At 36.0% G+C, this 23,453-nt stretch carries 20 protein-coding genes; 15 read left to right on the plus strand and 5 right to left on the minus strand.

Features of this window, described 5'->3' with window-relative positions; translation table 11 throughout:
- The first annotated feature begins 184 nt into the window (after nucleotides 1–184).
- The 8 genes from LG45_RS02005 to LG45_RS16715 all read left to right on the plus strand — a co-directional run bounded on the left by LG45_RS02005 (nucleotide 185) and on the right by LG45_RS16715 (nucleotide 8,087).
- Entirely contained in the window at nucleotides 185–973 is a 789-nt protein-coding gene (locus LG45_RS02005; RefSeq protein ID WP_035123897.1) for an alpha/beta hydrolase, read from the plus strand.
- 43 nt (nucleotides 974–1,016) lie between these two features.
- Entirely contained in the window at nucleotides 1,017–2,036 is a 1,020-nt protein-coding gene (locus tag LG45_RS02010; protein WP_081932014.1) for an alpha/beta fold hydrolase, read from the plus strand.
- Between the two features lie 40 nt (nucleotides 2,037–2,076).
- Nucleotides 2,077–3,846 carry an amidohydrolase gene (locus LG45_RS02015; protein ID WP_035123899.1) on the plus strand — a complete coding sequence of 590 codons (1,770 nt, stop codon included), beginning with the start codon at nucleotides 2,077–2,079 and terminating at the stop codon, nucleotides 3,844–3,846.
- A 33-nt stretch (nucleotides 3,847–3,879) separates the two neighbouring features.
- Nucleotides 3,880–4,899: an MBL fold metallo-hydrolase gene (locus LG45_RS02020; RefSeq protein ID WP_035123900.1), complete on the plus strand. Its 1,020-nt coding sequence runs from the start codon at nucleotides 3,880–3,882 to the stop codon at nucleotides 4,897–4,899.
- 36 nt (nucleotides 4,900–4,935) lie between these two features.
- Nucleotides 4,936–6,309, plus strand: coding sequence for an alginate export family protein (locus tag LG45_RS02025; RefSeq protein ID WP_035123903.1), 1,374 nt, complete (start codon nucleotides 4,936–4,938; stop codon nucleotides 6,307–6,309).
- Nucleotides 6,310–6,361: 52 nt separating this feature from the next.
- A complete protein-coding gene (locus LG45_RS02030) occupies nucleotides 6,362–7,048 on the plus strand; it encodes a hydrolase (RefSeq protein ID WP_035123905.1) in 687 nt (228 codons plus the stop codon).
- A gap of 2 nt (nucleotides 7,049–7,050) precedes the next feature.
- The gene (locus LG45_RS02035; RefSeq protein WP_081932015.1) at nucleotides 7,051–7,533 is read left to right on the plus strand and encodes a nuclear transport factor 2 family protein; all 483 of its coding nucleotides are present in this window, start codon (nucleotides 7,051–7,053) and stop codon (nucleotides 7,531–7,533) included.
- A gap of 434 nt (nucleotides 7,534–7,967) precedes the next feature.
- Nucleotides 7,968–8,087, plus strand: coding sequence for a hypothetical protein (locus LG45_RS16715; RefSeq protein WP_081932024.1), 120 nt, complete (start codon nucleotides 7,968–7,970; stop codon nucleotides 8,085–8,087).
- Nucleotides 8,088–8,330: 243 nt separating this feature from the next.
- Here LG45_RS16715 and LG45_RS02040 read toward each other — a convergent pair whose 3' ends face one another.
- The 5 genes from LG45_RS02040 to LG45_RS02060 form a co-directional block, all read right to left on the minus strand.
- The gene (locus LG45_RS02040) at nucleotides 8,331–9,095 is read right to left on the minus strand and encodes a hypothetical protein (RefSeq protein ID WP_035123909.1); all 765 of its coding nucleotides are present in this window, start codon (nucleotides 9,093–9,095) and stop codon (nucleotides 8,331–8,333) included.
- A 237-nt stretch (nucleotides 9,096–9,332) separates the two neighbouring features.
- The gene (locus tag LG45_RS02045; protein WP_035123911.1) at nucleotides 9,333–10,034 is read right to left on the minus strand and encodes a toll/interleukin-1 receptor domain-containing protein; all 702 of its coding nucleotides are present in this window, start codon (nucleotides 10,032–10,034) and stop codon (nucleotides 9,333–9,335) included.
- 219 nt (nucleotides 10,035–10,253) lie between these two features.
- Nucleotides 10,254–10,439 (minus strand): hypothetical protein, encoded by a 186-nt coding sequence (locus tag LG45_RS02050; protein ID WP_035123913.1) that lies wholly within the window; start codon nucleotides 10,437–10,439, stop codon nucleotides 10,254–10,256.
- A 489-nt stretch (nucleotides 10,440–10,928) separates the two neighbouring features.
- Nucleotides 10,929–11,582, minus strand: coding sequence for a hypothetical protein (locus LG45_RS02055; protein ID WP_035123915.1), 654 nt, complete (start codon nucleotides 11,580–11,582; stop codon nucleotides 10,929–10,931).
- Nucleotides 11,583–11,696: 114 nt separating this feature from the next.
- On the minus strand, nucleotides 11,697–13,049 hold the full coding sequence (locus tag LG45_RS02060) for a tyrosine-type recombinase/integrase (RefSeq protein WP_035123918.1): 1,353 nt from the start codon (nucleotides 13,047–13,049) through the stop codon (nucleotides 11,697–11,699).
- A gap of 258 nt (nucleotides 13,050–13,307) precedes the next feature.
- On the opposite strand from LG45_RS02060, the gene LG45_RS02065 reads away from it, so the two are divergent.
- The 7 genes from LG45_RS02065 (at nucleotide 13,308) to LG45_RS02095 (ending at nucleotide 23,417) form a co-directional block, all read left to right on the plus strand.
- Nucleotides 13,308–14,579, plus strand: coding sequence for a site-specific integrase (locus tag LG45_RS02065; protein WP_035123919.1), 1,272 nt, complete (start codon nucleotides 13,308–13,310; stop codon nucleotides 14,577–14,579).
- 108 nt (nucleotides 14,580–14,687) lie between these two features.
- Nucleotides 14,688–17,081: an AAA family ATPase gene (locus LG45_RS02070; protein ID WP_035123923.1), complete on the plus strand. Its 2,394-nt coding sequence runs from the start codon at nucleotides 14,688–14,690 to the stop codon at nucleotides 17,079–17,081.
- A gap of 353 nt (nucleotides 17,082–17,434) precedes the next feature.
- Nucleotides 17,435–17,710 (plus strand): helix-turn-helix domain-containing protein, encoded by a 276-nt coding sequence (locus tag LG45_RS02075; RefSeq protein ID WP_035123925.1) that lies wholly within the window; start codon nucleotides 17,435–17,437, stop codon nucleotides 17,708–17,710.
- Between the two features lie 4 nt (nucleotides 17,711–17,714).
- Nucleotides 17,715–19,217 carry a type IV secretory system conjugative DNA transfer family protein gene (locus LG45_RS02080; protein WP_035123927.1) on the plus strand — a complete coding sequence of 501 codons (1,503 nt, stop codon included), beginning with the start codon at nucleotides 17,715–17,717 and terminating at the stop codon, nucleotides 19,215–19,217.
- Nucleotides 19,218–19,229: 12 nt separating this feature from the next.
- Nucleotides 19,230–20,156, plus strand: coding sequence for a hypothetical protein (locus LG45_RS02085; RefSeq protein WP_131494630.1), 927 nt, complete (start codon nucleotides 19,230–19,232; stop codon nucleotides 20,154–20,156).
- A gap of 185 nt (nucleotides 20,157–20,341) precedes the next feature.
- Nucleotides 20,342–23,041, plus strand: a complete 2,700-nt coding sequence (gene mobF / locus LG45_RS02090) for a MobF family relaxase (RefSeq protein ID WP_205620513.1) — start codon at nucleotides 20,342–20,344, stop codon at nucleotides 23,039–23,041.
- Nucleotides 23,025–23,417 (plus strand): hypothetical protein, encoded by a 393-nt coding sequence (locus LG45_RS02095; protein ID WP_035123930.1) that lies wholly within the window; start codon nucleotides 23,025–23,027, stop codon nucleotides 23,415–23,417. The genes mobF and LG45_RS02095 overlap by 17 nt, the downstream gene beginning before the upstream one ends.
- Nucleotides 23,418–23,453: the final 36 nt, after the last annotated feature.

The following is a 23,453-nucleotide window of genomic DNA, read 5'->3' on the forward strand; positions in this document are numbered from 1 at the left end:
ATCTCACGTTTCTCATTTTACATTTCACAATTATTAGAACGATATAAAGTTGTTTTATTTTCGTTGTACGACGAAATATAGTAGGTCAATAATCAAGCATTAAGTTTAAGAAACTGTAAAACAGTTATTTATAAAAATGGTTCGATTTTAGTTTACACTTTGGCATAACATTAAAATATATATTATGCTAACTGAAAATCCTACAACAATACTTTTTATTACAGGTGCATTTGTAAGCAATAAATGCTGGGATCAATGGATAGTCTTTTTCGAAAATAAAGGCTTCAAAACTTTGGCTCCTGCATGGCCGTATAAAGATGCTCCGGCAGCCGTTTTACGTGATCGTCATCCAGATCCGCAAATTGCTAGTCTTAGGTTAACTCAACTTACCGACTACTTTAATGACGTTTCCAAAAAGCTTCCTCAAAAACCTATAATAATTGGTCATTCTATTGGCGGGCTTATAGCCCAAATACTTTTACAGCGTAATTTGGCATCGGCCGCAATTGCGATACATTCGGTTCCTCCGCAGGGAATTATGACTTTTAAATTTTCTTTTTTAAAAGCTGGCTGGGGACCTCTTGGTTTTTTTACTTCTTCAAAAAAAACTTTTTTAATGAATTTCAGTCAATGGCAGTATGCGTTTACTAACGGAATGCCCGAAGAATGGCAGGACAAATCGTATTGTGACTCTGTTGTTCCAGAATCTAAATTAATTGTTCGTGATACAATCACATCAGCTGCAAAAGTAGATTTTCGAGCTCCGCATAGGCCATTGTTATTAATTGCAGGATCAACTGATAACACTATTCCAGAATCGTTGAATTACTCTAATTACAAAAAATATACAGACAAAAATTCTATTACCAATTTCAAGGTTTTTCCTGAAAGAAATCATTTTGTTTTAAATCAGCCTGGCTGGCAGGAAATTGCAGTTTTTATAGAGGACTGGATAGGAAAGCTGCCCGCATAAAATTATAAAAACCAATTTTTAGTAACCAATTAAAATTTTAATTATGAAAACAAATTTAGTAAACACAGCATTTTTAAACTTCAAAAATGGAGCAGCTCAGCTTTTTACCTTTGGACTATTACTATTGACTTTAATTTCTTGTAATAAAAAAACAGAAGAAGCGTCTGTGACAGAAACAACATCTGAAGCAAAAATCGAAACCAATGAAGTGGAACCAGCAAATCCACCATCGAATTTTAAACATGCAACTGCATTTGTAAATGGCGTAAACATTCATTACGTTATCGGCGGTAAAGGAGAACCGCTTGTGCTAGTCCATGGATTTGGTCAAAACTGGTACATGTGGAACCGTCTGCTTCCAGAACTTTCCAAACATTTTACTGTGATCGCGCCAGATCTTAGAGGAGTTGGTGAATCAGATAAACCTGAAACAGGTTATGATAAAAAAACAATGGCCACAGATATTCATGAACTGGTAAAAAAATTAGGATACAACGATATCAACCTTGCTGGACATGACATCGGATTGATGGTTGCTTATGCGTATGCTGCTCAATATCCAACTGAAGTCAAAAAATTAGCTTTAATGGATGCTCTTCTTCCCGGAATTGAGCCTGTATGGTCTAATGTTTCTGCCTCCGCATGGTGGTTTGGCTTCTTCGCATGGCCAGCTTCCGGAGATATTGTTAAAGGAAAAGAAAAAGAGTTCTTAGTTAATTTCTGGCCAATGGTAGGACATGCTAAAGATCCTTTTAATGCCGATGAAACTGCAGAATTTGTAAGAGCTTATGCTGTTAAAGATGGTGCTAAATCAAGCTTTAAATGGTTTGGAGCTTTTCCACAAGATGGAAAAGACAATCTGGTTTTAGCAAAAACAAAACTTAAGATGCCTTTGTTGGCAATGGGTGGAGAATATTTTGCTGCTGCATTCTTAAAAGACCATTCTAAATTGGTTGCCGAAAATGTAACCGAATCAAAAATTGCGGGATCAGGACACTGGCTTGTTCAAGAAAATACCGCTCAGGTACAAAAAGATTTGCTGGCATTTTTCCTTTCAAAATAAATTATTAGTAAAAAAAAACAGACCAATTAAATTTGAAAAAATGAAACAACTATTTGTAACTCTATTATTTTTCTTTGGGCTGTTTGCACAGTCTCAGGAAAAAGCAGATCTGATTATTTACAACGGAAAAATTGCAACCATGCAAAAACCTGGAGAATTTGTTCAGGCGCTGGCGGCAAAAGATGGAATTATCCTAGCTACAGGAACATCAAAAAACATTTTAGAAAGTTATAAAACTACTGCAACTAAAATTATTGATGCAAAAGGGAAAACAGTTATTCCAGGTCTAAATGACAGTCATATTCATGTAATTAGGGAAGGGTTAAATTATAATGCAGAATTACGGTGGGACGGTGTAAAAACCTTGAAAAGAGCCATGGAAATGTTAAAAGAACAAGCAGCCAGGACACCACCGGGAGTTTGGATTAAAGTAATTGGAGGGTGGAATGAATTTGGTTTTGAAGAAAAAAGACAACCGACTATTGATGAAATAAACGCCGCAGTTCCGGACAAACCTGTTTTTATAACTTATTTATACGGAAAAGCTTTTTTGAACAAAAAAGGAATTGAAGTTTTAGGTTACACCAAAGACACACATTATGAAGGGAGTGTTTTGGAACAAGATAAAAACGGTAATCTAACAGGATTAATGTTTGCGAAAGAAACTCCAAAAGCAATTTACACAACTTTAGGATTAACCACAAAATTAACTCCCGAAGAGAGAATTAATAGTTCGCTTCAGTTTAATCGTGAACTCAATCGCTTTGGTTTAACATCTGTAATCGATGCAGCGGGAGGTTCTCAAAACTTTCCATCAGATTATGCCACATCAATGGATTTAGCCAAACAAGGAAAACTGAATCTGAGAATCTCGTACTATTTGTTTGCACAGCAAAAAGGAAGGGAACTTCAGGATTATGAAAAATGGGTTGCCGAAACAGTTATTAATAAAAACGATAATCTTTTGACAGCGAACGGATATACTGAAGAAGGTGCTGGGGAAAACATAGTGGCCTCTGCGGCAGATTTTGAAAATTTTCTGGAACCAAGAATTGTGTTGTCAGATGAAATGGAAAAAGACTTGGAACCCATTATTCGCTTGCTTGTTAAAAACAGATGGCCGTTTCGATTGCATGCTACTTATGGAGAATCAATTGACAGAATGCTGAATGTTTTTGAGAAAGTAAACAAAGAAATTCCTTTTAATGGACTTCGATGGCTTTTTGATCATGCCGAAACCATTACGCCTCAGGAATTAGAACGCGTAAAAGCGTTGAATGGCGGAATAGCGGTACAATTCAGGATGTACTTTCAAGGAGAATTATATGAAAAAATGTATGGCGCTCCAAAAACACAATTGCCTCCGATTAAAAAGATGCTGGAAATGGGAATCCCTGTCGGAATGGGAACTGATGCTACCCGTATTTCAACTTACAATCCTTGGATGGCGTTGCATTGGCTCATTACAGGAAAAACTTTAGGAGGAATGCAGTTCTGGCCAAAAGATCAGGTTTTGGACAAGTTTACGGCATTAAAATTATACACTTCAGGAAGTGCTTGGTTTTCTGGCGAAGAAGCTGAAAAAGGAAAATTAATAAAAGGAATGTATGCCGATTTCTCTATTTTATCAGAAGATTATTTTACAGTACCAGCCGATAAAGTACGCAATATCGAATCGGATTTGACAATTGTAAACGGAAAAGTTGTTTATGGAGCTAGAGATTTTAAATCATTGGATCCTGCAATCGCTCCGGTAATTCCGGAATGGTCACCAGTAAAATATTTTGGCGGCTACAGTCCAAAACTTTAAAATAAATAAACGATAAACTATAAAATTTAGATTATGAAAAGTCAAAAAATAATTTCAGCATTTGCAGTACTCACATTTTGTATGGTGTTTAATACGGGAGCATACGCACAGTTTCCCATGCCCGACCACGTGCCAATTTGGGATGCTAACAAAGTGACTTTACAATTGCATAAAATTTCGGATAATGTATATGCTGTTTCTCCAAGTACAACTGAAACCGAAACCACAAAAGGAATTCCTCAAGCCACCTCTGCAGGTTTTATTGTGGGCGATAAAGGGGTTTTACTAATTGAAACGATGCTGAGCAAAGGCCTCTACGATCAGCTTTATAAATTGATACGATCCGTAACACCAAAACCTATAATTTATGCCATCAATACGAGCGATCACGGCGATCATTGTTTTGGAAACTATTTGCTTCCAAAAGAAACAATTGTTATTCAGAACGAATTCTGTAAAGACAATCTTTCTAAAAATTACGAGAATATTAAACAGTTTATGATTAAGCTTTTTGGTAAAGGAAGAGGGATCGAAGAAAGTATTTATCGTCCTGCCGACATCACTATTACTATAGATCAAACGCTAAAAATTGATATGGGAAAAGAAAATATTGTTGAAGTAATAAATGTAGGAACGGCACAATCTCCAGCAGATCTTTTTGTCTATCTAAAATCGGCTTCGGGAAATGTATTGTGGGCGGGAAATCCTTTTATTGCAGAAAGCCCAACGATTCCATGGTTGTTTGACGGGTATTTTTTAGAACCAGTTCAAAATTTGAACAAAATTTATAATATGATTTCAGATCAAGATATTGTCGTTCCTGGTCATGGACGCATTACCAATAAAGCAGGAATAAAATATACGATCGATTATGTAACAGCTTTGCAAATCAATGTTGAAAAAGCAGTAAAAGAAGGACTCACTTTAGACGAAACTAAAGCCACTGTAAAGATGAAGGAATTTAACAAGGGTTACGAACTTTTCGATTGGCTGCATTTTAATTTCAATGTTCCGAATGCCTACAAGGATATCAAACAAAACAGAGCTAAATAAAAGGTAAATCAACTAGTAATGCTTAAAAATTGATTTATGAAAAACAAGATACTATTACTCGTTTTGATGTTTTCAATATCAGGATTTGCACAACGCTATCCAGTTTTTAAATCGATTCGATTTGATGAAAATTATAGTGTTTTAGAGAATGATACCGTGAGCAAGGATTGGTACAAAACAATGAAATTTCTACCCATTTCTTCTTCGAAAAAGACCTATATCAGTTTTGGTGGGGATATAAGGTTTCAATACTTCTATGCTAAAAATGAAAATTGGGGAGATGGCCTGCAAGATAATGATGGTTATGTTTTAGGAAGATATTTATTTCATGCCGATTTCCATTCTGGAAAGCACTTCCGAACTTTTGTACAATTGCAAAGCAGTATGGCTGACGGAAGAATTGATCCGAATCCTGTGGAGCAAAATCCACTTGAAATACATCAAGCATTCGCTGATTTCAAGATAATAGATGAGGAAAGTAAAAGACTTATTTTAAGAGTAGGAAGACAGGAACTTACTTACGGGTCACAACGTTTGGTTTCAGTTAGGGAAGGTCCTAATAACCGACAATCTTTTGATGGAGTAAAAGCAATTGTAGCTAAAGATAGTTTTACAACCGAATTATTTTATAGTCATTATGTTGTGGCTCGCAATGGAACTTTTGACGACGAATCAAATAATGAAAGACAATTTTGGGGAAGTTATTTTGTATTTAATAAAATACCGATAATTAAAAATATAGATGTCTATTATTTGGGTTATGAAACAGCCGAAGCTGCATTTAATGATGCAACAGGAAAAGAAAATCGACAATCTGTAGGAACAAGAATATGGGGAAAATCAAAGAATTGGCGTTACGATGGAGAAGCTGTTTACCAGTTTGGTAATATATCCGGAAAACAGATAAATGCTTGGACAGCTTCATTGAATACTGGCTATCGTTTTACAAACATGAAATTTCATCCTGAGATAGGGCTGAAAGGTGAACTCATCAGTGGTGATCGTCAACTAAACGATAACCAGCTGGAAACCTTTAATCCTTTTTTTCCTCGAGGTGCTTATTTTGGTTTGGCAGCTGTAGTCGGACCTTCTAACCTTATTGATTTTCATCCTTCGCTTAGTTTTGAACTTTCAGAAAAAGTTGACTGGGTAATTGATTATGATATGTTTTGGAGATACAGCAGTAGCGACGGAATATATGCGCCAAATGTTTCACTAGTTTATCCAAGCAATACAACAGAAAGCAAAAAAATAGGAAACCAGTTAGGTAGTGAAATAGTGTGGCAACCCAACCAATATCTTTATTTCAGGGTTGAAGCTACTTGGTTTGAAGCTGGCGATTATCTCAAAGCGTCGGGAACAGGCAAGGATATTTTTTTTACAGGAGTTACCGTCCAGCTTCATTTTTAAGATAGATTGCAAATGATAACAAAAATAATATTAATCTAAAAAAGTAAACATTATGAAAAATTACAAATTATTACTGGTAATACTACTAATCACGTCTGCAGTAGTCGCACAAAAGCCATCACCATCACTTTTAAATCCGACAAATCACTCACTTTTATTAATTGATTATGAAGGCCAAATGGGTTTTGCAACAGCAAGTATACCAATTGATCAGCTGCGAACTAATGTTGCTATTATTTCAGGAGCTTCTAAAATCTTCAAAATACCAACAGTTGTAACAACTGTAGCAGAAAAATCATTTAGTGGCCCTGTATTTCCCGAGGTAACTCAGTTTTATCCCGACATTTCAACGTATGTTGACAGGACTACAATGAACACATGGGAAGACATGAATGCTTACAAAGCTATTACGGGAAAAGGAAAGAAACGTATTGTAATGGCAGGTTTATGGACTAGCGTTTGCATAGTTGGCCCTGTACTTTCAGCTCTTTCTGAAGGTTATGAAGTTTATATCATTACCGACGCTTGTGGTGATGTATCTAAAGAAGCCCATGAAATGGCCGTGCAAAGAATGATTCAAGCTGGAGCAAAGCCAATGACATCAATGCAATATATACTTGAACTGCAACGCGATTGGGCACGTCAAGAAACCTATAAAGCCGTCAATGATTTAATGCAGCAATATGGTGGTGCATATGGTATAGGTATTCAGTATGCTAGACAAATGTTAAAACATTAAAGATGAATAAAATCACTCTCTTGTTTGCTCTCTTATATCTTAGTAGCTTTGCGAATGCGCAATCTAAGGAGGTAATGGATGATGAGGACTTACGAACTAAAAGAGTAGTAGAAACTTTTTTGGAGCAATTAGGTAATAAGGATCCTGAAAAAATAGCTTCTTGTTTTGCGGAAAACATTGATTGGTACATTTTTGAATCTCCCAAATTTCCATGGACAGGAAGGCGTACTAAGCGTTCGGATGTCGCAGTGGTTTTCAAAACCTTATTCTCTTATTTCGTTGAGAACAAAGATAAATTCCTACTGGATAGTTTTATTATTGATGGAAATGAAGCCGCAATTTTTGCTCAATTGGGTAGGCGGTTTAAAAATAGTGATAAAGATTTTTTAATGTACATTGCCATTCATTTTAAAGTTGAAAACGGAAAGATATCAAAATTTTACCTTTATGAGCAGACGCCAATACTTGAAAAGGCGTATGAATAAAAAAGAAAGTTTAATTAATAAAGAAATATAAGATTTCAGCAACATTATAGGAACTAGATCCAGATCATTTCTCTATTTTTCAAAAAGCTATAGTTGTTATTTTTCTATAATATGCATAAAGTAATATTGATAATGAATCATATAATTTCAATTTGATGATAATAGATTTATGAAATCAACTAATTCATTTGCATTTGGTTAATGTATCAAAGTTAGTGATGGACAATATTACATCATTTTACTATTTGAAAAATAATAAATAAATTAAATTTAAAAGTAAAAGGCAAGCTGTGTAGTTTGTCTTTTTTACATTTGATAATGTCTTAAAACGAACAAAATTTTAGAAATCATGCGTTAGTGTAAAAAAGTTAATGATATACAAATCTCTTATTTATCATAGAATTCTCTAATTTAAACAATATGAAACTTATAACATAGAAAGAAAAAATCTATTCTTACGGACACATCTTAATCGATTAAACCCAAAAAACAATTGCTTTACTCGTAACTTTTCAATTTTAAATTGCATTATAAGAATTTACTTTTGGGGATGATTATTTAAAGACTTTTTTATTCTGAAAGTAAAACTAAAATAGATTTTTAAAACCATTGCATTTAGGTATTGCAATGGTTTTTAGTAATATACTTGCAAGTAATTATTTCTGAGATTCACAGTAATTAAAAAATGATATTTGTGAACGAGAAAATAGTTGTGAATACTTGAATTGTTAATTATTAAACTCACTTTTTTGCCTTAAAAACTGTTACAAGTAAATATTGCAAAGCTTATTCTTTTGTTAATGAAGATTGTTTTGATTTTCTCTTTTTTGATCCTCAATTTGTTTTTTAAATTTTAAAACTTTACTTGCTACTAAATTTGTTAAGTTTTCAATTTTATCTATATCATAATTTTCAAGTCGATCTGATTTAGATATTGTTATAGCAAATGGTAAAATAAATGAATCAAAATAAATATTAATATTTTTAAAAAAATATTTTTTATCTTCTACGAAAAGTATCTGTCTATCAACATTTTCTAATAATTCATTGATTGTTAATAGGATAAATTCAAAATTTAACAACATTCCGTATAAATCATAAATTTCATCACGGAAATTATATCTATTTAATCTTTTAGTAAATTCATTTAAGGCATTAATGCCTTTATAATTAACAGGATCACGATAAGTTCTTTCTCCGCTAAAGTCGTAAATTGTTTTAGAGTCTATTATGAACTCTAAATTATTAACCGCATTTTTAATTTCATTGAAGTGATTAACTTGCATTTGAAAATTATTTTCTCGTTCATACCTAATTCTTTCTGTGCTTAAAGTATCTAACTGAATTTTATTTGCTGAGACTTGCGCCTTAAACGAAATATAAACTAAATAGGCCCCAATTAAATTTATTAAAGGTGCGGTTATTCCTCCAATTGTATCTCCAATGGGACCAGTTTTTGTTAAATCAAAATCTGAGAATATTGCTGGTCTTGTAAATAAATATACAGAAGTAAATAGTAGAACAATTCCCAATAATAAATAAATAATTTCGTTTTTTCTCATCGAATATATTTTAAGACAAAAATTACTCAAGAAGCAAGGTTAGTCCTGCCTCTTGAGTATATTAAAAATTATTTTCTTGGTGCTCCTTTAGGCTTTAAAGATGGAGTGTTGCCCGGAGTGTCTTTATTGTCATGTTGACGTCTATCCGGTTTCCCTGTTGATTCAGCAATTCTTTTTGGTCCTGGTTTTAAATTTGACATAGTTATAAGTATTAAGGGTTATTATTTAATATTTTATTTAGCAAATAGCAACATCTAAGTTTGTAAGTTCTGCTAATTTTGCTGCAATTCCAGCCATTGAATCATCAGCAGTATTTAGTCCGCTTCGTGATCCAAGTAATGGACTAACATCACGTAATTCGTCATAAGTTGTATTGTGAACTATTGGCACTAACATATCACGGTGTAAAAGAGCAGAAAGTTCTTTATCTGCAATACCCTCACTTGCCAAACGTTTTAATAATGCTGGGGTTACTAATACAATTCCTACTCTTGATTTGGCAAGTCCTTTGTCAATTTCGCGGAGCAATGAAGTTCCTAACAAAACATCTTTTTCGCTAAACCAAACCGATACGCCGTTTTTTTCCAGTAAATCATGTAGTTCTTTGGCTGATTCTTTTCTATCGTCCCAAGCGTGACATAAAAATACATCACGTAAATCTGGAGTTGTTGAACGCTTTTCTACATTTTCACGGACTGGAGTTAATGTTTGTATTTCTGCAGGTGTATAATAAATTACTGAATTTTGTCTTGACCATCTAGGTTTTGATGTTCTACTCGATCCACCGCTACTTCTGCTTGTCGAACTACCACTAGAATATGTTGGAGTGTATCGTGGTTCACTATAATATGATCTGTAATTTCTACTACTACATGCAGGACAAGCTGCTTCTGCTGCTGAAGTTCTGTGCCCGTTAATCGGTGCTGTACATCTGGCCATATTTATTTTGTTTAGATATTAAAATGTTCAATAACAAATTTAATCCATATGGGATGCACTATTTTAATTAATCTATGAATGACAATTAAACTCGATTAAGTACTTTTTGAAAATATTAACCATGCCAAAGTATATAAAAGTTTGTATCACAATAACTTTATAGAGATTTATGTATAATTATATTTTTGGGATTTTATACATTTTAAGAATTTATTAAACTCACTTTTTTACCTTAAAAACTGTTGCAAGTAAATATTGCAAGGCTTCATCTTTTGTTATTGAAGATTGTTTTGATTTTTTCTTTTTTGGAAATTGCTTTGTTTTTTTGCCTAACATAATATACAGCCTTTCAAGTTCCTTTTCAGGAAGATGCATTGCAATTGTATAAATGTTTTCTGCAATCATAATTGTAAATCCTTTGAGTATTAAAAAAGGATTCACAAATATTAATTTTTCTATACTTTATTTGTGAAGATTTGTTAGCTTGTGTGAACTTCGGTGAACATTTGTAAACATTTGTGAACTTTCGTGAACATTCGTGAACTTCGGTGAACATTGTACTCCCGTCACAGCTGTAAAATACTATCGTAGCACATTTTTTCAGCTTTTTCATTTAAAATGAGTAATTAATATATGTATATTGCAATATATGTTTTGAAAAAATAGTATTCAATTCATTTTTAAACTCATTTCTATTTTTTCATTTTAGAAGTATATTTCACTTTTAACCTAATTGCAATTATCGTTTCAAAATTGATTGCAATTTAAATATTGCTTGCATGAAAAATTGCAATACCTCTTAAAAGTGTTATTTTATATTAAAGTATAAGCTTAAAATGAAGATTAGTTGTGCAATAAAAAACAAATAATAATTGCAAGCTAATTGCAATCAAATTATTTTTTCGCTTTAAAAACGCTTGCAAGTAAATAATCCAAAGCATCTTTTTTTGATAGAGGAGATTTTTTAGTTTTTATATTATTTAATTCCGTTGAGTTTTCTTTGTTGGTCTCAGGAATATTGTTTTCTAAAGAATTTTCATCAAGATCATAATTGTAAATAAAGTCAATTGTTTTTTGCAATTCATTTAAGTGATTAATAAACAATTCATTTTGAATCACAAATAATGTTCTTTTAGGTTGTAAATCTTGTGGACAATTACTTTCAAAATTATCTACTAAAAAACCACTTGCATTGATATATCCATTTAACTTATTCAAATAATTATGATACAAATAATCAAAACTTTCATCCGATAAAGTTTTACTTAACTCAATAAGTTTAAAGTTGTTTTTTTGAAGTTCTATGTTTTTTGCATAAAATGGTTTTAATTCTTCAAAATTTGGAGAAACTATCAAATTTATATCTGAATCGAATAATAGCAATTTGTCTTTATGACTTAAATTTGTTTCAATGTAATGCAATGCTTTTATTTCACTTGCAATCTCCTCTAACAAACCATTTTCTGATAAAACAGTTGGTATGTATGCAATAAAATTCTTTACTAATTCTAATTGCAATTCGAGATATAAATTGTGAATGTCTTGCATGATTAAAAGATTCGATTTTATATAGCTTATTTAATTTAAAATAATGTATTTGACTTTATCTGTATCTTTTACAGAAATTTTATAATCACCATCATTAAATATATAGATGTGAATTCATTTCAACAAATCAGAATAATCCTCAGGCAACTCTGCATCAATATCTCTCAAATATTTATCCAATGCGGTCATGGTTGAATGACCAGTGATTAACATTAAAGTACTTTTGGTTTCAAATTGCGAATGATTTTTACGTAATTCTCTATAAAGTTTAGTGATGAAAGTGTGTCTAAAACTATACATTCCGTAATCAATCCCTAACTTGAAAGGTTCTTTTACAACTTCTTTAAAACGCTTACTAAAATTATCTCTTCGGTTATTTTCTGCTGCTTCCCATTCGTTACCTAAACCAATAGGAGTGAAGAGATAATTTTCAGGATTTAACTGAGATAAATCAGGTAAATCATCGATCAATATTTGAGGTATAATTTTAATTTTTACCTTCTTATTTTTCGTTTTTAAATAAAGTTTTTTGTCAACAATATCAATATCTTTTACTTTAAGCCTACAAACTTCAACTGGTCTAAGATAATTGTAACATACAAATTTTATAAATAGTAAAAGTAACGGATCATTTATTTCTAAATAGTCATAAATGTCTTTTTGCATTTCGGGTGTATAAGTTTTATTTCGCTCTGGATTGGATTTTAAAACATTAATTTTCTTAATGATGTTTTCAGAAATGATTTCGTTGTCCTCCAATACTTGAAATAATGAACTTAGGTCTGTTCGTGAGTTATTTCTATTTCTTGCACTAGTATCATTCAAAATCTCATTTAAATAGTCATTAACAACTTTCTTTGTGATAAAAGTTATAGGTTGGTTTTCATCTAATGATTTTTTAAACTTTCTAATTCGTAGTTCAAAGTTCTTATAAGAAGTATCACTAATTGAATTCTTCTTAATTTTTAAAGCAAAATCAAATGCTTCTTTTATTGTCATGGAAGTGTTTTCAACTTCAATTTGTTGAGGTAAGACTGTATTATTAGCAGTATCTAAAATTACTTTTTTATCTTCTGATGGATTCTCATTTAATAATGCAAGGTCATTGTCGGTGTATGGATTAAAACCTTTTTCAAGTAAAAATTCTAATGCGTCTCTCAATGTTTTAAGATAATTCCATCTTTCGGATTTAGTTTTTAATCGATTTGCTCCACCTTTAATATTTGGCATGCGTTTTAAATTGCAAGTTTCTGAATCTCTAAAACTATAATAGATAAACCAATTTTTTGTAAGAGCATTCTTTTTCTCTGCCTCACTTAGTTTACTCCATTGCGAAATATCTACTCCTCCAGTAGAAATTTTTGGCGTTGAAAAATTCTTCTTTTTTAACAAGTTTTTGAAGGCATTAAATTGCAAATCGTGTACTGTAGCGTGTACTTTTTGTAAATGTATAAAAATTTTAGACATAAAAAAACGGTTTAGCGTACACTAAACCGTTTAAATTCTGATATTTGTCATTGTAGCGAGAGAGAGATTTGAACTCTCGACCTCAGGGTTATGAATCCTTATTTTTTGGTTTTATGTGGTTCAATATGTATTAAAAAACCTTATTTTACTGGGTTTGTTAAAAACACTAATTCATAAAAAACCATAAAAAAACATCATTTGTTTTAGCATTGTTTTAGCAAAATTTCGTATCTTTGATATGTAATAAAAACAAATACTATGGCTTCAATTAAAGTCGTGCTCTATCCAAGAGCCAAGAAAGACGGGACTTTCCCGCTTGCGTTACGCATTACCAAAGATAGAAAATCCTCTTATATTTTTACGGATTATTCTATCAAAAAAGAAGACTGGATTGAGGATGAACAGCGTGTAAAAACATCACATCCAAATTCCAAAAGGCTTAATAATTACATTCTCGCCAAGAAAGCCGAGGCAAGCGATACCTCTCTTGAGGTGGAGACTCATAAAAAAGAGGTTTCTACACGGGCGATAAAACAAAAGTTAAAGCCTAAGGGTGGTTCGACATTCTTTGCACAGGCACATATTTATTTAAAGAATTTGGAGAAAACGGGAAACTATAATTGTTTCATCGCTGAAAAATCCCGTGTCAAAATATTTCAGTTATTTGTTAGTGGTCGAGATATTACGAAAGCGGACAAACCAACGGGTAAAAAAGATGTCGCGGAAACGGGTCTCAGCGATATTGCTTTTTCTGATATTACCATGGGGCTTTTAGCAAGGTTTAAAGTAGAATTAGCTTCCAAGCGCAAAAGTAGTGACCGCACCATAGCAAACTACTTGGTTATGATACGCTCTGTTTTCAGCCAAGCCATCAGGGACGGTGTGACGGAAGAAAAGCATTACCCATTTGGCAAAGGTAAAACCTCTATCGAGTTTCCGGATAGTACAAAGGTCGGCATCAGTAACGAAGATGTTATAAAACTTGAAACGGTGGACTTGCCTATATTCAGCCATGACCATGCAAGGAATATATGGCTTGTCTCCTATTACTTTGCAGGGATGCGCGTTTCGGATGTCTTGCGTTTGCGTTGGTCGGATTTCAAGGAAATGCGATTACATTACACAATGGGTAAAAACAACAAAGCAGGGTCTTTAAAAACGCCTGAGAAAGCTTTTGCGATTTTAAATAAATACTTAAGCGATAAAGAGAATAAAAACGACCTTATTTTTCCGGACCTAAAAATCCTGCCTGACTTGAATGACGAATTTGAGGTTAAAAGGAAGATTGCACAGGCTGTAAATCGTTATAATAAGATATTGAACAAATTTGTGCTTCCTGCCGCTGAAATTGAAAGCAAGGTAACGATGCATATTTCAAGACATACTTTTGCGACTTTGGCAGGCGACAAAATTCCGATTCAGATGTTACAGAAGCTATACAGACATAGCGATATCAAGACGACTATCGGATATCAGGCTAACTTTATATATAAAGATGCGGACGAGGCTTTGGATGCTGTATTGGGATAGATTCTAAAATGTTAAATTTTCTTATATTTGTAACTTAAATCAGCTATTATTAATTGTCTTTTAGCAATATAGTATTTGATCTTTGTTAATTTTTGACGGTTAATATATATGATACATAAAATTGAAAAACTAATTTCCATTGGCAAATTCCGCAATTATCAAGCAGCCGGACAAGTCAATTTTCTAAAATTAAATTTAATATATGGCGATAACGGAAGTGGTAAAACAACTTTAACTTCTATCTTACGTTCATTAAATACAAATAATCCGCAAATTGTTAGAAGTAGAATTTCTACAAATAATACTGCCGTACAATCCGCTCAGGTTATACAATTGGGAACCCCTCAAGTTTTCCACACTTTTGGTACTGCTGGTTGGACGCGACCTTTGCCAGAGATAGAAATTTTTGACATACACTTTATCAACGACAATATTTATTCCGGTTTCGATTTCGGTGATGATCATAAAAAGCAACTTCATCAATTTGTAGTTGGGGCACAGGGTGTAGCTATTCAACAGCAAATTGAAACTAATAAGACCAGCAAGACCGCACTTCGGGCTTCATCCGCATCATTAGAGCAGCAGATTTTAGCGCAAGTTGGAAATGGACTCACTTCTGCATCTCTAAACAGTTTTCTTAACCTTCAATTAGCAAGCGCAGCTGGAATTGCTCCTTTGATTGTAACAGCAACGGGGACACTTGCGAGCGCGACAGCAAATACGGCAATTCAAGCGTTACCAAATTTGACATTACTTTCAACAATTAACACAAATATAAATTTTGAATCTTTGAAAGTAGATTTACTGGCAACAACTGACACAATTCAAGACCAAACATTGCAGGAATTGTTTAGTACACATTGCCAAGACCTTTCTGAAAATGGTATTCATAGCCCCGAAACATGGCTTAAACAGGGTTTTGAATATTTAGGTAACAAGCAAGGAAAAGAGACAGAGGGTGATGTATTAGGATGTCCTTTTTGCCGTCAAGAACTGGGTAATAATCTTGATATCATCAGAGCTTATGCATCTTTGTTTAATGAAAATTTCAATGCGCTTACTCAAAGAATACAAAATCATCTTTCTGATGTGGAAGCTTTCAATTTGGATGTAACACTACAGTCTCTAGCCAATGTAAATCAAACCAATTCAAATTCGGTTGCTTCATGGTCAACTCATTTGCCGGGAACAGTGACAGCACCTACCTATAACGCTCCAAATGAGACAGCTTTGCGTGCAGAATACGCCAGAGTTTTAGCGGTTATACGTCAGAAAACACAAAACCCTTCAAACGCCATTGTTGTCGATGATGTTGAAAATTTCGAGAGTTCAATACAAAGTATTAATACCAATATGACCGTTTATAATCAGTCGGTGACCAACTACAATGCAGGAATTACAACTTTTAAAGGAGGAATTCAAACAGTTGAGCAGGCACAGGCAGAAGTTGATAGGCTTAAAAGAATTCAAAAAAGGTTTGAGCCTGCAATTGATACTCTTTGCACTCAATTAACAACTGAACGGCAAACACTGCGTGCCCTTGAAACTGCCTATACTACTCTTTCAGCACAGCAAGAAGCAGCGGCAACAGCTTTCTTTACGAGTTACAGTGGAAGGATTAATCATTACTTAGGCGCAGTTTTTAAGACAGCTTTTCAAATAGAGGATGTAATACATATCGCTCCACGAGGCGGGGCAACGCAAAGCAAAATAGGCTACAAGTTAACAATGGACGGTAAAGATATATCGTTTGTTGAGGGTCAGCCATTTAGTGCTAGAGAATGTTTAAGTGAAGGTGATAAAAGTACAATTGCTCTTGCTTTCTTTCTTTCCAAGCTAGATGTTGACCCACAGCGTATAGATAAGATTTTGGTTTTTGATGATCCGCTTTCAAGTCTTGATACTAACCGTCGTACAAACACTATTGGAATAATTAGGGCATTAGTGCCATTAATGAAACAAGTAATTGTACTTAGTCATAATGAGTATTTTTTACATGAAATTGGTAAAGATTTTGGCGGTGCTCAAAAAAGAACTTTGCGGGTAAAGGAAAATTTTGCTGCAAAGGCATCAATTTTAGAAGTATGCGATTTGGATGAATTGGTTAAAAACGAATATTTCAGGAATATTGAGACTTTGGAAGCTTTTAGAATATCTCCTAATCATGCAGATAAAGATATAGTATTAGGATTGTTGAGAAATGTACTTGAGGCGCATTTGCGCTTTAAATTTTATATGGATGTTAGAGGAATGACGACTCTACAAACATTTGGTAACTTGATTACTTTCTTGGAAGCTTCTCCTGTTGTGTTTAAGGATAATGTTAACAGAGTTACAATCATTGCACAGCTTCGTTTGATTAATAGTGTTTCATGGAAGCCTCACCATGGCACACCTTCACCTGATTTTGCAACGTTAACTGTGAACCCTGCAACTTTAACGGCACCAGAGCTTGACGGTCTAATTCAGGATACCTTACGCCTAATTAATGACCAACTATAAAAAACATTGAAAATTACACGAAAAAATTAATTTGGGATTCAGTAATGAGTCCCTTTTTTATTACAATCTATTTTTTTTTCATCGCAAATTTTTCTAAAGCTAAATTCTCCACAGGCTAATTTTACCGTTGTAATACTTCCTTTTTACACTTAATCGGATTTCCGTTTCCTTCATAGATAAATTAATCTTCGCATTTCCTTTCTCACTAATTTTAATCTTACAAAACACTTAAATATTAAAGCTATGTAATTTTCAGTTGTGAGTTCATTATTGGACTTCGTCATCTAGGTAAACCTTTTTGGGATTCAGGTGTTATAAAATCCTTTCACTGAATATTAAGTAATATATTGCCTATGCAAATAATCTGTCTCGAAGATGAGGCTTTTTATGCCCTCTTAAATGAGGTCACTACATATCTTGATAAGAAAAACAAACATGAGGACAAATGGGTTTCGCAAAAAGAAGCCATGCGTCTCTTGAATGTTAAGTCTAAAACCACACTCCAAAATTTGCGTGACGAAGGGAAAATTAGATTTTCCCAACCGCAAAAGAAGGTCATTCTCTACGACCGTGCTTCAATCGAAGCCTACTTAGACAAATACGCTCACAATACTTTTAATCTCAAATAACTAGATGGATAAAATCAATCTTGATTATCCGCTTATTAATTTAAGCGGACAGGAACAACCTATGCGTTGTTGGACGATTAGAAATGCGGTCGAAGGTGTTCAAATCTTCGGGGGTATCGGCTCAGGCAAGACTTCTGGCTCAGGTCGGATGATTGCTCTTCAATACCTATCAGCAGGGTTTGGCGGTCTTGTATTGACCGTTAAACCCGATGAAAAAGCCCTTTGGCAAGAATACTGTAAACTCACAGGCAGAACGGACGATTTGATTATCGTTGAACCTGGACAGGGGCATTATTTCGACTTTCTCGATTATGAGAGTAAAGGCGAAGGAATGACCGAAAACATTGTCCAAGTTCTTAAAACGGTTATTCGTGCGTCACAAGAAAAGTCAGGCGGTGGAGCTGACGACCCATTTTGGGAATCGGCTCTCGATATGCTTATTTTTAATGTGATTGACCTTTGCAAACTTGCCTATGGGAAAGTTTCCGTACAAAGAATGTTTGATATCGTGCAGGCAATTCCAAAAGCTGAAAGTTTTACGAGCAATGATAAAAGAAACCTTGCTTTTACAGATGCTTTTGAACTTGCGCAACAAAATGTCAAAAATCAAATAGAAGTTTGGGAACAATTAAATGAGGATGTTATAGAGCGACTATGTCAAGCAGACTATCAGGAAGCTCTTTTTAATGCCTTGTCTGACGCACGAACATTAAAAGCCATTGACCAGTTTTTTCTCGAAAGCTTTATGAACTTAAGCGAGAAAACACGATCGATTATTGACTTCTCTTTTTCAGGCTTTTTGTTTCGTCTATTACGTGACCCGATTTATTCCTTGTTTTGCCGTCATGCTTCGACTTTTACGCCTGATGATTGTATGCAAGGTAAAATCATCCTGCTCAATTTGCCTGTCAAGCTTTACCACAAAGTCGGTATCGATAGCCAAATCATGTTTAAATACATTTGGCAGAGAGCGATGGAAAAGCGGGATGTTTCAAAGAACGGTCTGCCTGTTTTCCTATGGGCGGACGAGGCGCAAAACTTCCTGCACGAGCATGACCCTGACTATCAGGCAACCGCAAGAAGTAGCCGCATTGCAACGGTATATATTTCGCAAAATCTCCCTAATTACCTTGCCAATATGGGCGGTGCAAAATCCGCTTATAAGGTCAAAAGTTTTCTCGGTACGCTCGGCACTAAAATTTTCCACGCCAATGCCGATGTCGAAACCAACCGCTATGCGTCTGAACTGATCGGTGACGGGTATTTTGAGGAAACGTCACGAACGGCAACCGCCGCCGGACAGTTCTCGGCATCCAGAACCAAGTCGCTCAAAATTGACCGTATCGTCAGACCGGAAGATTTTGTCAGGCTGACAACAGGCGGGGACTTAAATAATGCCAAGGTCGAGGGTTATTTACACCTTCAGGGAAACCCGATTAAAGACGATTGCAGTCATATCAAAATCACTTTCGACCAAAATTTCATGTCAAATATTAATAACAATTAAATTACTTATAAAATGGAAAATCAAAATAAAATAAAAAATCTTTATTACCGAGACACTTTCGGTCGTGGCAATGCCATTAAATTATTATTTCTTTCTTTTTGCTCTATGTTCGTGTCATACCCGCGTATGCTGATTGAGGTTTTTACTCGTAAGGACTTTGGAGAAAGATATTTCAGCCTTTCAACGGCTATTATCTTAACGCTTATCTTGGCGGCTTTGCCTATGGGTATTTCGCAAGTATCGGAAAGTTGGAACGGTTCGGAATTGGCGACCGAAAGCTATTCTTATGACGAAACTTTCGGAAATGTTATCGAACAAACGCAGAATATAGAACCCGAAACCAAAGGCGGTATCATGCCCGATTACATCACTTGGTATCTTTATTTGGTTGCCTTTTTGGGTTTCTGTATCAAGCATTACAGAGATAATCTACGCGCTCCTTCTGTGTTTGATTTTGGAAGGTTTAGTCTTTCAAGCGGTATTATTCATCCCATTATTCGCAATCTTAAAATTGGTGGATTTTCGCCGAATGTTCGATTTATCGAATGTTATCTTGAGCCTGCAATTTTCTTTGCCGCGGGTGTTTTGTTAGCCCTTATTGGCCAGACTTTAGGATGGCTATTGATTGTATGTAGCTTCTTTTATTCCATGAGTTACATTTCCGCTTATATCGGCGGTGATAACTTTATCTTGGATAAAATAGACGAAATCATCTGTAATGAAGAACTGGAAAATGCCTTTGTTAATGATGTCAATGCAGACGAAACGAAAGGTTTTCAATTCCGAGGAAGCAAGCCAAATGGTGCTGAGATGCGCCGTAAAATCATGCCCTTTATGACCGAAGAAATCGTCACAGAAGCGTCAAGTCCAATTGCTCCAACCGCTCCAAAAAACACCTCAGGAGGAACGGCTGTAACAGATATTTTAGGTCAAAAATAAAAGCCTAAGCAGTGTTTAGGGGAGATGTCTGATGGGTTTTCTTTAATGTACTGCTATGCCGCTCTTCGCACAGCCAAGCTGTGTTAGGGGCGGCTTTTTTTTAACCACAATTTAGGCATCGTTATTTGTCTTATACGGATGCCGAAATAAATCTTATTTCCGTAAAATGATTATACACTTTTTCTATGATTAGAATGATTCAAAGCCAGTCTGCTGGACACGCCAAGGCATATTTTTCTGATGCCTTAATGAAGTCCGACTATTACGTCAGTGACCAAGAGCTTCAAGGCTTTTGGCAAGGACGCTTGTCCGAACGCTTGGACTTGTTCGACAAGGATATGAAAGACACGTTTTTCGCTTTGTGTGAAAACGTGAACCCGAGAAATGGTGAGTCTTTGACACCCCGAACGAAAGAGCATCGGAAGGTCGGCTATGACATTAACTTTCATTGCCCGAAATCCGTCTCAGTTCTCCATGTCTTGGCAGGAGACGACCATATTCTGAAAGCCTTTCAGGAGAGCGTCACGGAGACCATGCAATGCATCGAGGCTGACGGGAAGACACGGGTAAGGCTTGACGGACAACAAAGCGAGCGAGGCACGAGCGAGCTTGCTTGGGCGCATTTTACCCACCAGACGGCAAGACCCGTCGAGGGTCGTGTGCCTGACCCGCATTTGCACAGCCATTGCTTTGTCTTTAATGCGACTTGGGACGATACCGAAAACCGCATCAAGGCGGGTGAGTTTAAGGATATCAAGCGGGACATGCCTTATTATCAGGCAAGGTTTCACAAAACCTTATCCGACAAACTGACCGAGCTTGGCTATGGCATCCGAAAGACGGACAAGTCTTTCGAGATTGATGGCGTACCACAAAAGGTCTTGGACTTGTTTTCCAAGCGTACCGATGAAATCGGGCGTATCGCCAAGGAAAAGGGCGTGACGGATGCCAAGGAATTGGCAGAACTCGGCGCACGTACTCGCGCCAAAAAGCAAAAAGGTCATAGTATGGACGAGCTTAAAACCGAGTGGCGCTCCCAGATTGCCGAACTCGGTAAAACCGAGGAAGACGCTAAAATCGTGCGCCATGCGCCCGACCGTCAAAAACGGGAGCTGACCGCCGAGCAATGCATAGACCATGCGATTGAGCATTGTTTTGAGCGCGCGTCGGTCAGCCATGACCGACGCGTTTTAGAAGCGGCGTACCGCCACGCGGTCGGTACATCGGGCGCAAGTGTTGAGGCTATCTCCGAGCAATTCAAACAAGACCAACGCTTAATACATATTACCGAGAAATTCCGCCCGATGTGTACGACCAAGGAAGTGCTGACCGAAGAAAAGCACATGGTCGATTTGGCACGCCAAGGCAAGGGCAAGCTTGTTCCTACTTACGAGAAAGCCCCTGACCTAAATCTTGAGGGTCAGCAACGGGAAGCGGTCGAACACGTTTTGACGACCTCAAACCGTGTTTCCATCGTCCGAGGGGCGGCAGGCACGGGTAAAACCACGCTGATGAAAGAAGCAGTTGCTAAGATGGAACAGGCGGGTAAAACCGTGATGGTGGTTGCGCCTACGGCGCAAGCTTCCCGTGGCGTGTTGAAAGAGGAAGGTTTCGACAATGCCGAAACCGTCGCCAAATTACTGACCGATGTCAAAATGCAGGAAAAGGTCAAAAATCAGGTTCTTTGGGTTGATGAAGCGGGATTGCTTGGTACAAAAGACATGACCGACTTGCTCGAAGTTGCCAACAAGCAAAATGCACAGCTTATTTTAGGCGGCGATACAAGACAGCACGCAAGCGTTGTGCGTGGCGATGCTTTACGCATACTGAACACCGTTGCCGGCATTAAGACGGCTGAGGTCAGTAAAATATACCGCCAAAAAAATGAGGATTATAAGGCGACGGTCGAAGACCTTTCCAAAGGAAAGGTCAAAGAAGCATTTGATAAATTGGATGATATGGGGGCAATTATCGCCGTTGACCCAATGAAGCCAAACGAGCAAATGGTAAGGGACTATATGGATGCCTTGAAAAAAGGAAAATCCGCGATTGTAATTTCACCGACCCACGCCCAGGGCGAGGAAGCCACAAAAGAAATTCGCCAAAAAATGAAAGAGGCGGGTTTGATGGGTAAAAAGGAAATTACCGCCACACGGTATAAAAGCATCAACCTAACCGAAGCCGAGAAAGCCGATACACGAAATTACGAAAGCGGCCAGATTGTGAAATTCAATCAGAATGTAACAGGCTTCAATCGTGGCAGTATTTGGACGGTTGAAAAAACCGACCAACAAATCAAGCTAGTGAATGACAAAAGCGAAAGCAAAGCCTTGCCGATGTCAAGTAGCCATCGATACAGCCTTTACCAAGAAAAAGAGATACAACTCGCCAAAGGCGACAAAGTGCTGATTACTGATAACAGCTTTGATGCAAACGGCAAGCGGTTGAATAATGGGACGATGCTCGAAGTGACCAAAGTTTCTGCAAGCGGAAAGATTGAACTCAAAAACGAGGTCAGTAAATCAAGTTATGAACTCGATAAGAGTTTTGGACACCTTAATCATGCTCACGTTATTACGTCCTATGCTTCGCAAGGAAAAACGGTTGACGAGGTTTTCATTTATCAGCCTGCGGGGACGTTTCCGGCAACGGATGCGAAACAGTTTTATGTTTCTGTATCGAGGGGGCGCGATAACGCTCGGATTTATACGGATGATAAAGAGAGCCTACTCGAACACGCTGCCGAACTCGGCGAACGCCAGTCGGCAATTGAACTGGTTAGCAAAGGCAAAAGTCATCGAGATTTTGTGACCGACCTACAAAGACAAGACAAAGAACAGGAGACAAACCATAACCCAATCAAAGATTATGAACCTGACAGGTAATTTTGATAAACTGAACAGAGGCAAGGACGGTCAGAATACTGATGCGTCAAATCCTAAAGATACTCAAGAAATTGAAAACTATTCTACGACTGGACACGTCCGCAATCTTTGCTTTTTGCAAGCGGATGGGAAGCGGTTATTTTTGAATTACGCTTATTTGGTATCTGGAGAATATTCGCCTGAGGCAAATACGATTAAGCTTGTCTATACAACACATGAAATTACGCTCAAGGGGCGTAACCTTGAGGGCTTATTTGAAACCCTTATGGCGCATGTGCCAAGGCAGATTGTGGCGGTTGACAAACGATATGAGGGAACAAAAGAGGAAAGCGAAATTGTCGTGTATGACGTTATTGTTAAAGATTTAAGTTTGTAAATATGTTAAAATTATGTAAATTAGCTGCTTACAACT

The organism is Flavobacterium aquatile LMG 4008 = ATCC 11947 (genome assembly GCF_000757385.1).
GTDB classification, from domain to species: Bacteria; Bacteroidota; Bacteroidia; order Flavobacteriales; family Flavobacteriaceae; genus Flavobacterium; species Flavobacterium aquatile.

Bases quoted from the DNA above. Each gene is read 5' to 3' on its own strand.
- LG45_RS02095 (WP_035123930.1), top strand. From the start codon at position 23,025: ATGAACCTGACAGGTAATTTTGATAAACTGAACAGAGGCAAGGACGGT.
- LG45_RS02025 (WP_035123903.1), top strand. From the start codon at position 4,936: ATGAAAAACAAGATACTATTACTCGTTTTGATGTTTTCAATATCAGGA.
- LG45_RS02065 (WP_035123919.1), top strand. From the start codon at position 13,308: ATGGCTTCAATTAAAGTCGTGCTCTATCCAAGAGCCAAGAAAGACGGG.
- LG45_RS02080 (WP_035123927.1), top strand. From the start codon at position 17,715: ATGGATAAAATCAATCTTGATTATCCGCTTATTAATTTAAGCGGACAG.
- LG45_RS02070 (WP_035123923.1), top strand. From the start codon at position 14,688: ATGATACATAAAATTGAAAAACTAATTTCCATTGGCAAATTCCGCAAT.
- LG45_RS02045 (WP_035123911.1), bottom strand. From the start codon at position 10,034: ATGGCCAGATGTACAGCACCGATTAACGGGCACAGAACTTCAGCAGCA.
- LG45_RS02040 (WP_035123909.1), bottom strand. From the start codon at position 9,095: ATGAGAAAAAACGAAATTATTTATTTATTATTGGGAATTGTTCTACTA.
- LG45_RS02030 (WP_035123905.1), top strand. From the start codon at position 6,362: ATGAAAAATTACAAATTATTACTGGTAATACTACTAATCACGTCTGCA.
- LG45_RS02060 (WP_035123918.1), bottom strand. From the start codon at position 13,049: ATGTCTAAAATTTTTATACATTTACAAAAAGTACACGCTACAGTACAC.
- LG45_RS02015 (WP_035123899.1), top strand. From the start codon at position 2,077: ATGAAACAACTATTTGTAACTCTATTATTTTTCTTTGGGCTGTTTGCA.
- LG45_RS02035 (WP_081932015.1), top strand. From the start codon at position 7,051: ATGAATAAAATCACTCTCTTGTTTGCTCTCTTATATCTTAGTAGCTTT.
- LG45_RS02055 (WP_035123915.1), bottom strand. From the start codon at position 11,582: ATGCAAGACATTCACAATTTATATCTCGAATTGCAATTAGAATTAGTA.
- LG45_RS02050 (WP_035123913.1), bottom strand. From the start codon at position 10,439: ATGATTGCAGAAAACATTTATACAATTGCAATGCATCTTCCTGAAAAG.
- LG45_RS02020 (WP_035123900.1), top strand. From the start codon at position 3,880: ATGAAAAGTCAAAAAATAATTTCAGCATTTGCAGTACTCACATTTTGT.
- LG45_RS02010 (WP_081932014.1), top strand. From the start codon at position 1,017: ATGAAAACAAATTTAGTAAACACAGCATTTTTAAACTTCAAAAATGGA.
- LG45_RS02005 (WP_035123897.1), top strand. From the start codon at position 185: ATGCTAACTGAAAATCCTACAACAATACTTTTTATTACAGGTGCATTT.
- LG45_RS02075 (WP_035123925.1), top strand. From the start codon at position 17,435: ATGCAAATAATCTGTCTCGAAGATGAGGCTTTTTATGCCCTCTTAAAT.
- mobF (WP_205620513.1), top strand. From the start codon at position 20,342: ATGATTAGAATGATTCAAAGCCAGTCTGCTGGACACGCCAAGGCATAT.
- LG45_RS02085 (WP_131494630.1), top strand. From the start codon at position 19,230: ATGGAAAATCAAAATAAAATAAAAAATCTTTATTACCGAGACACTTTC.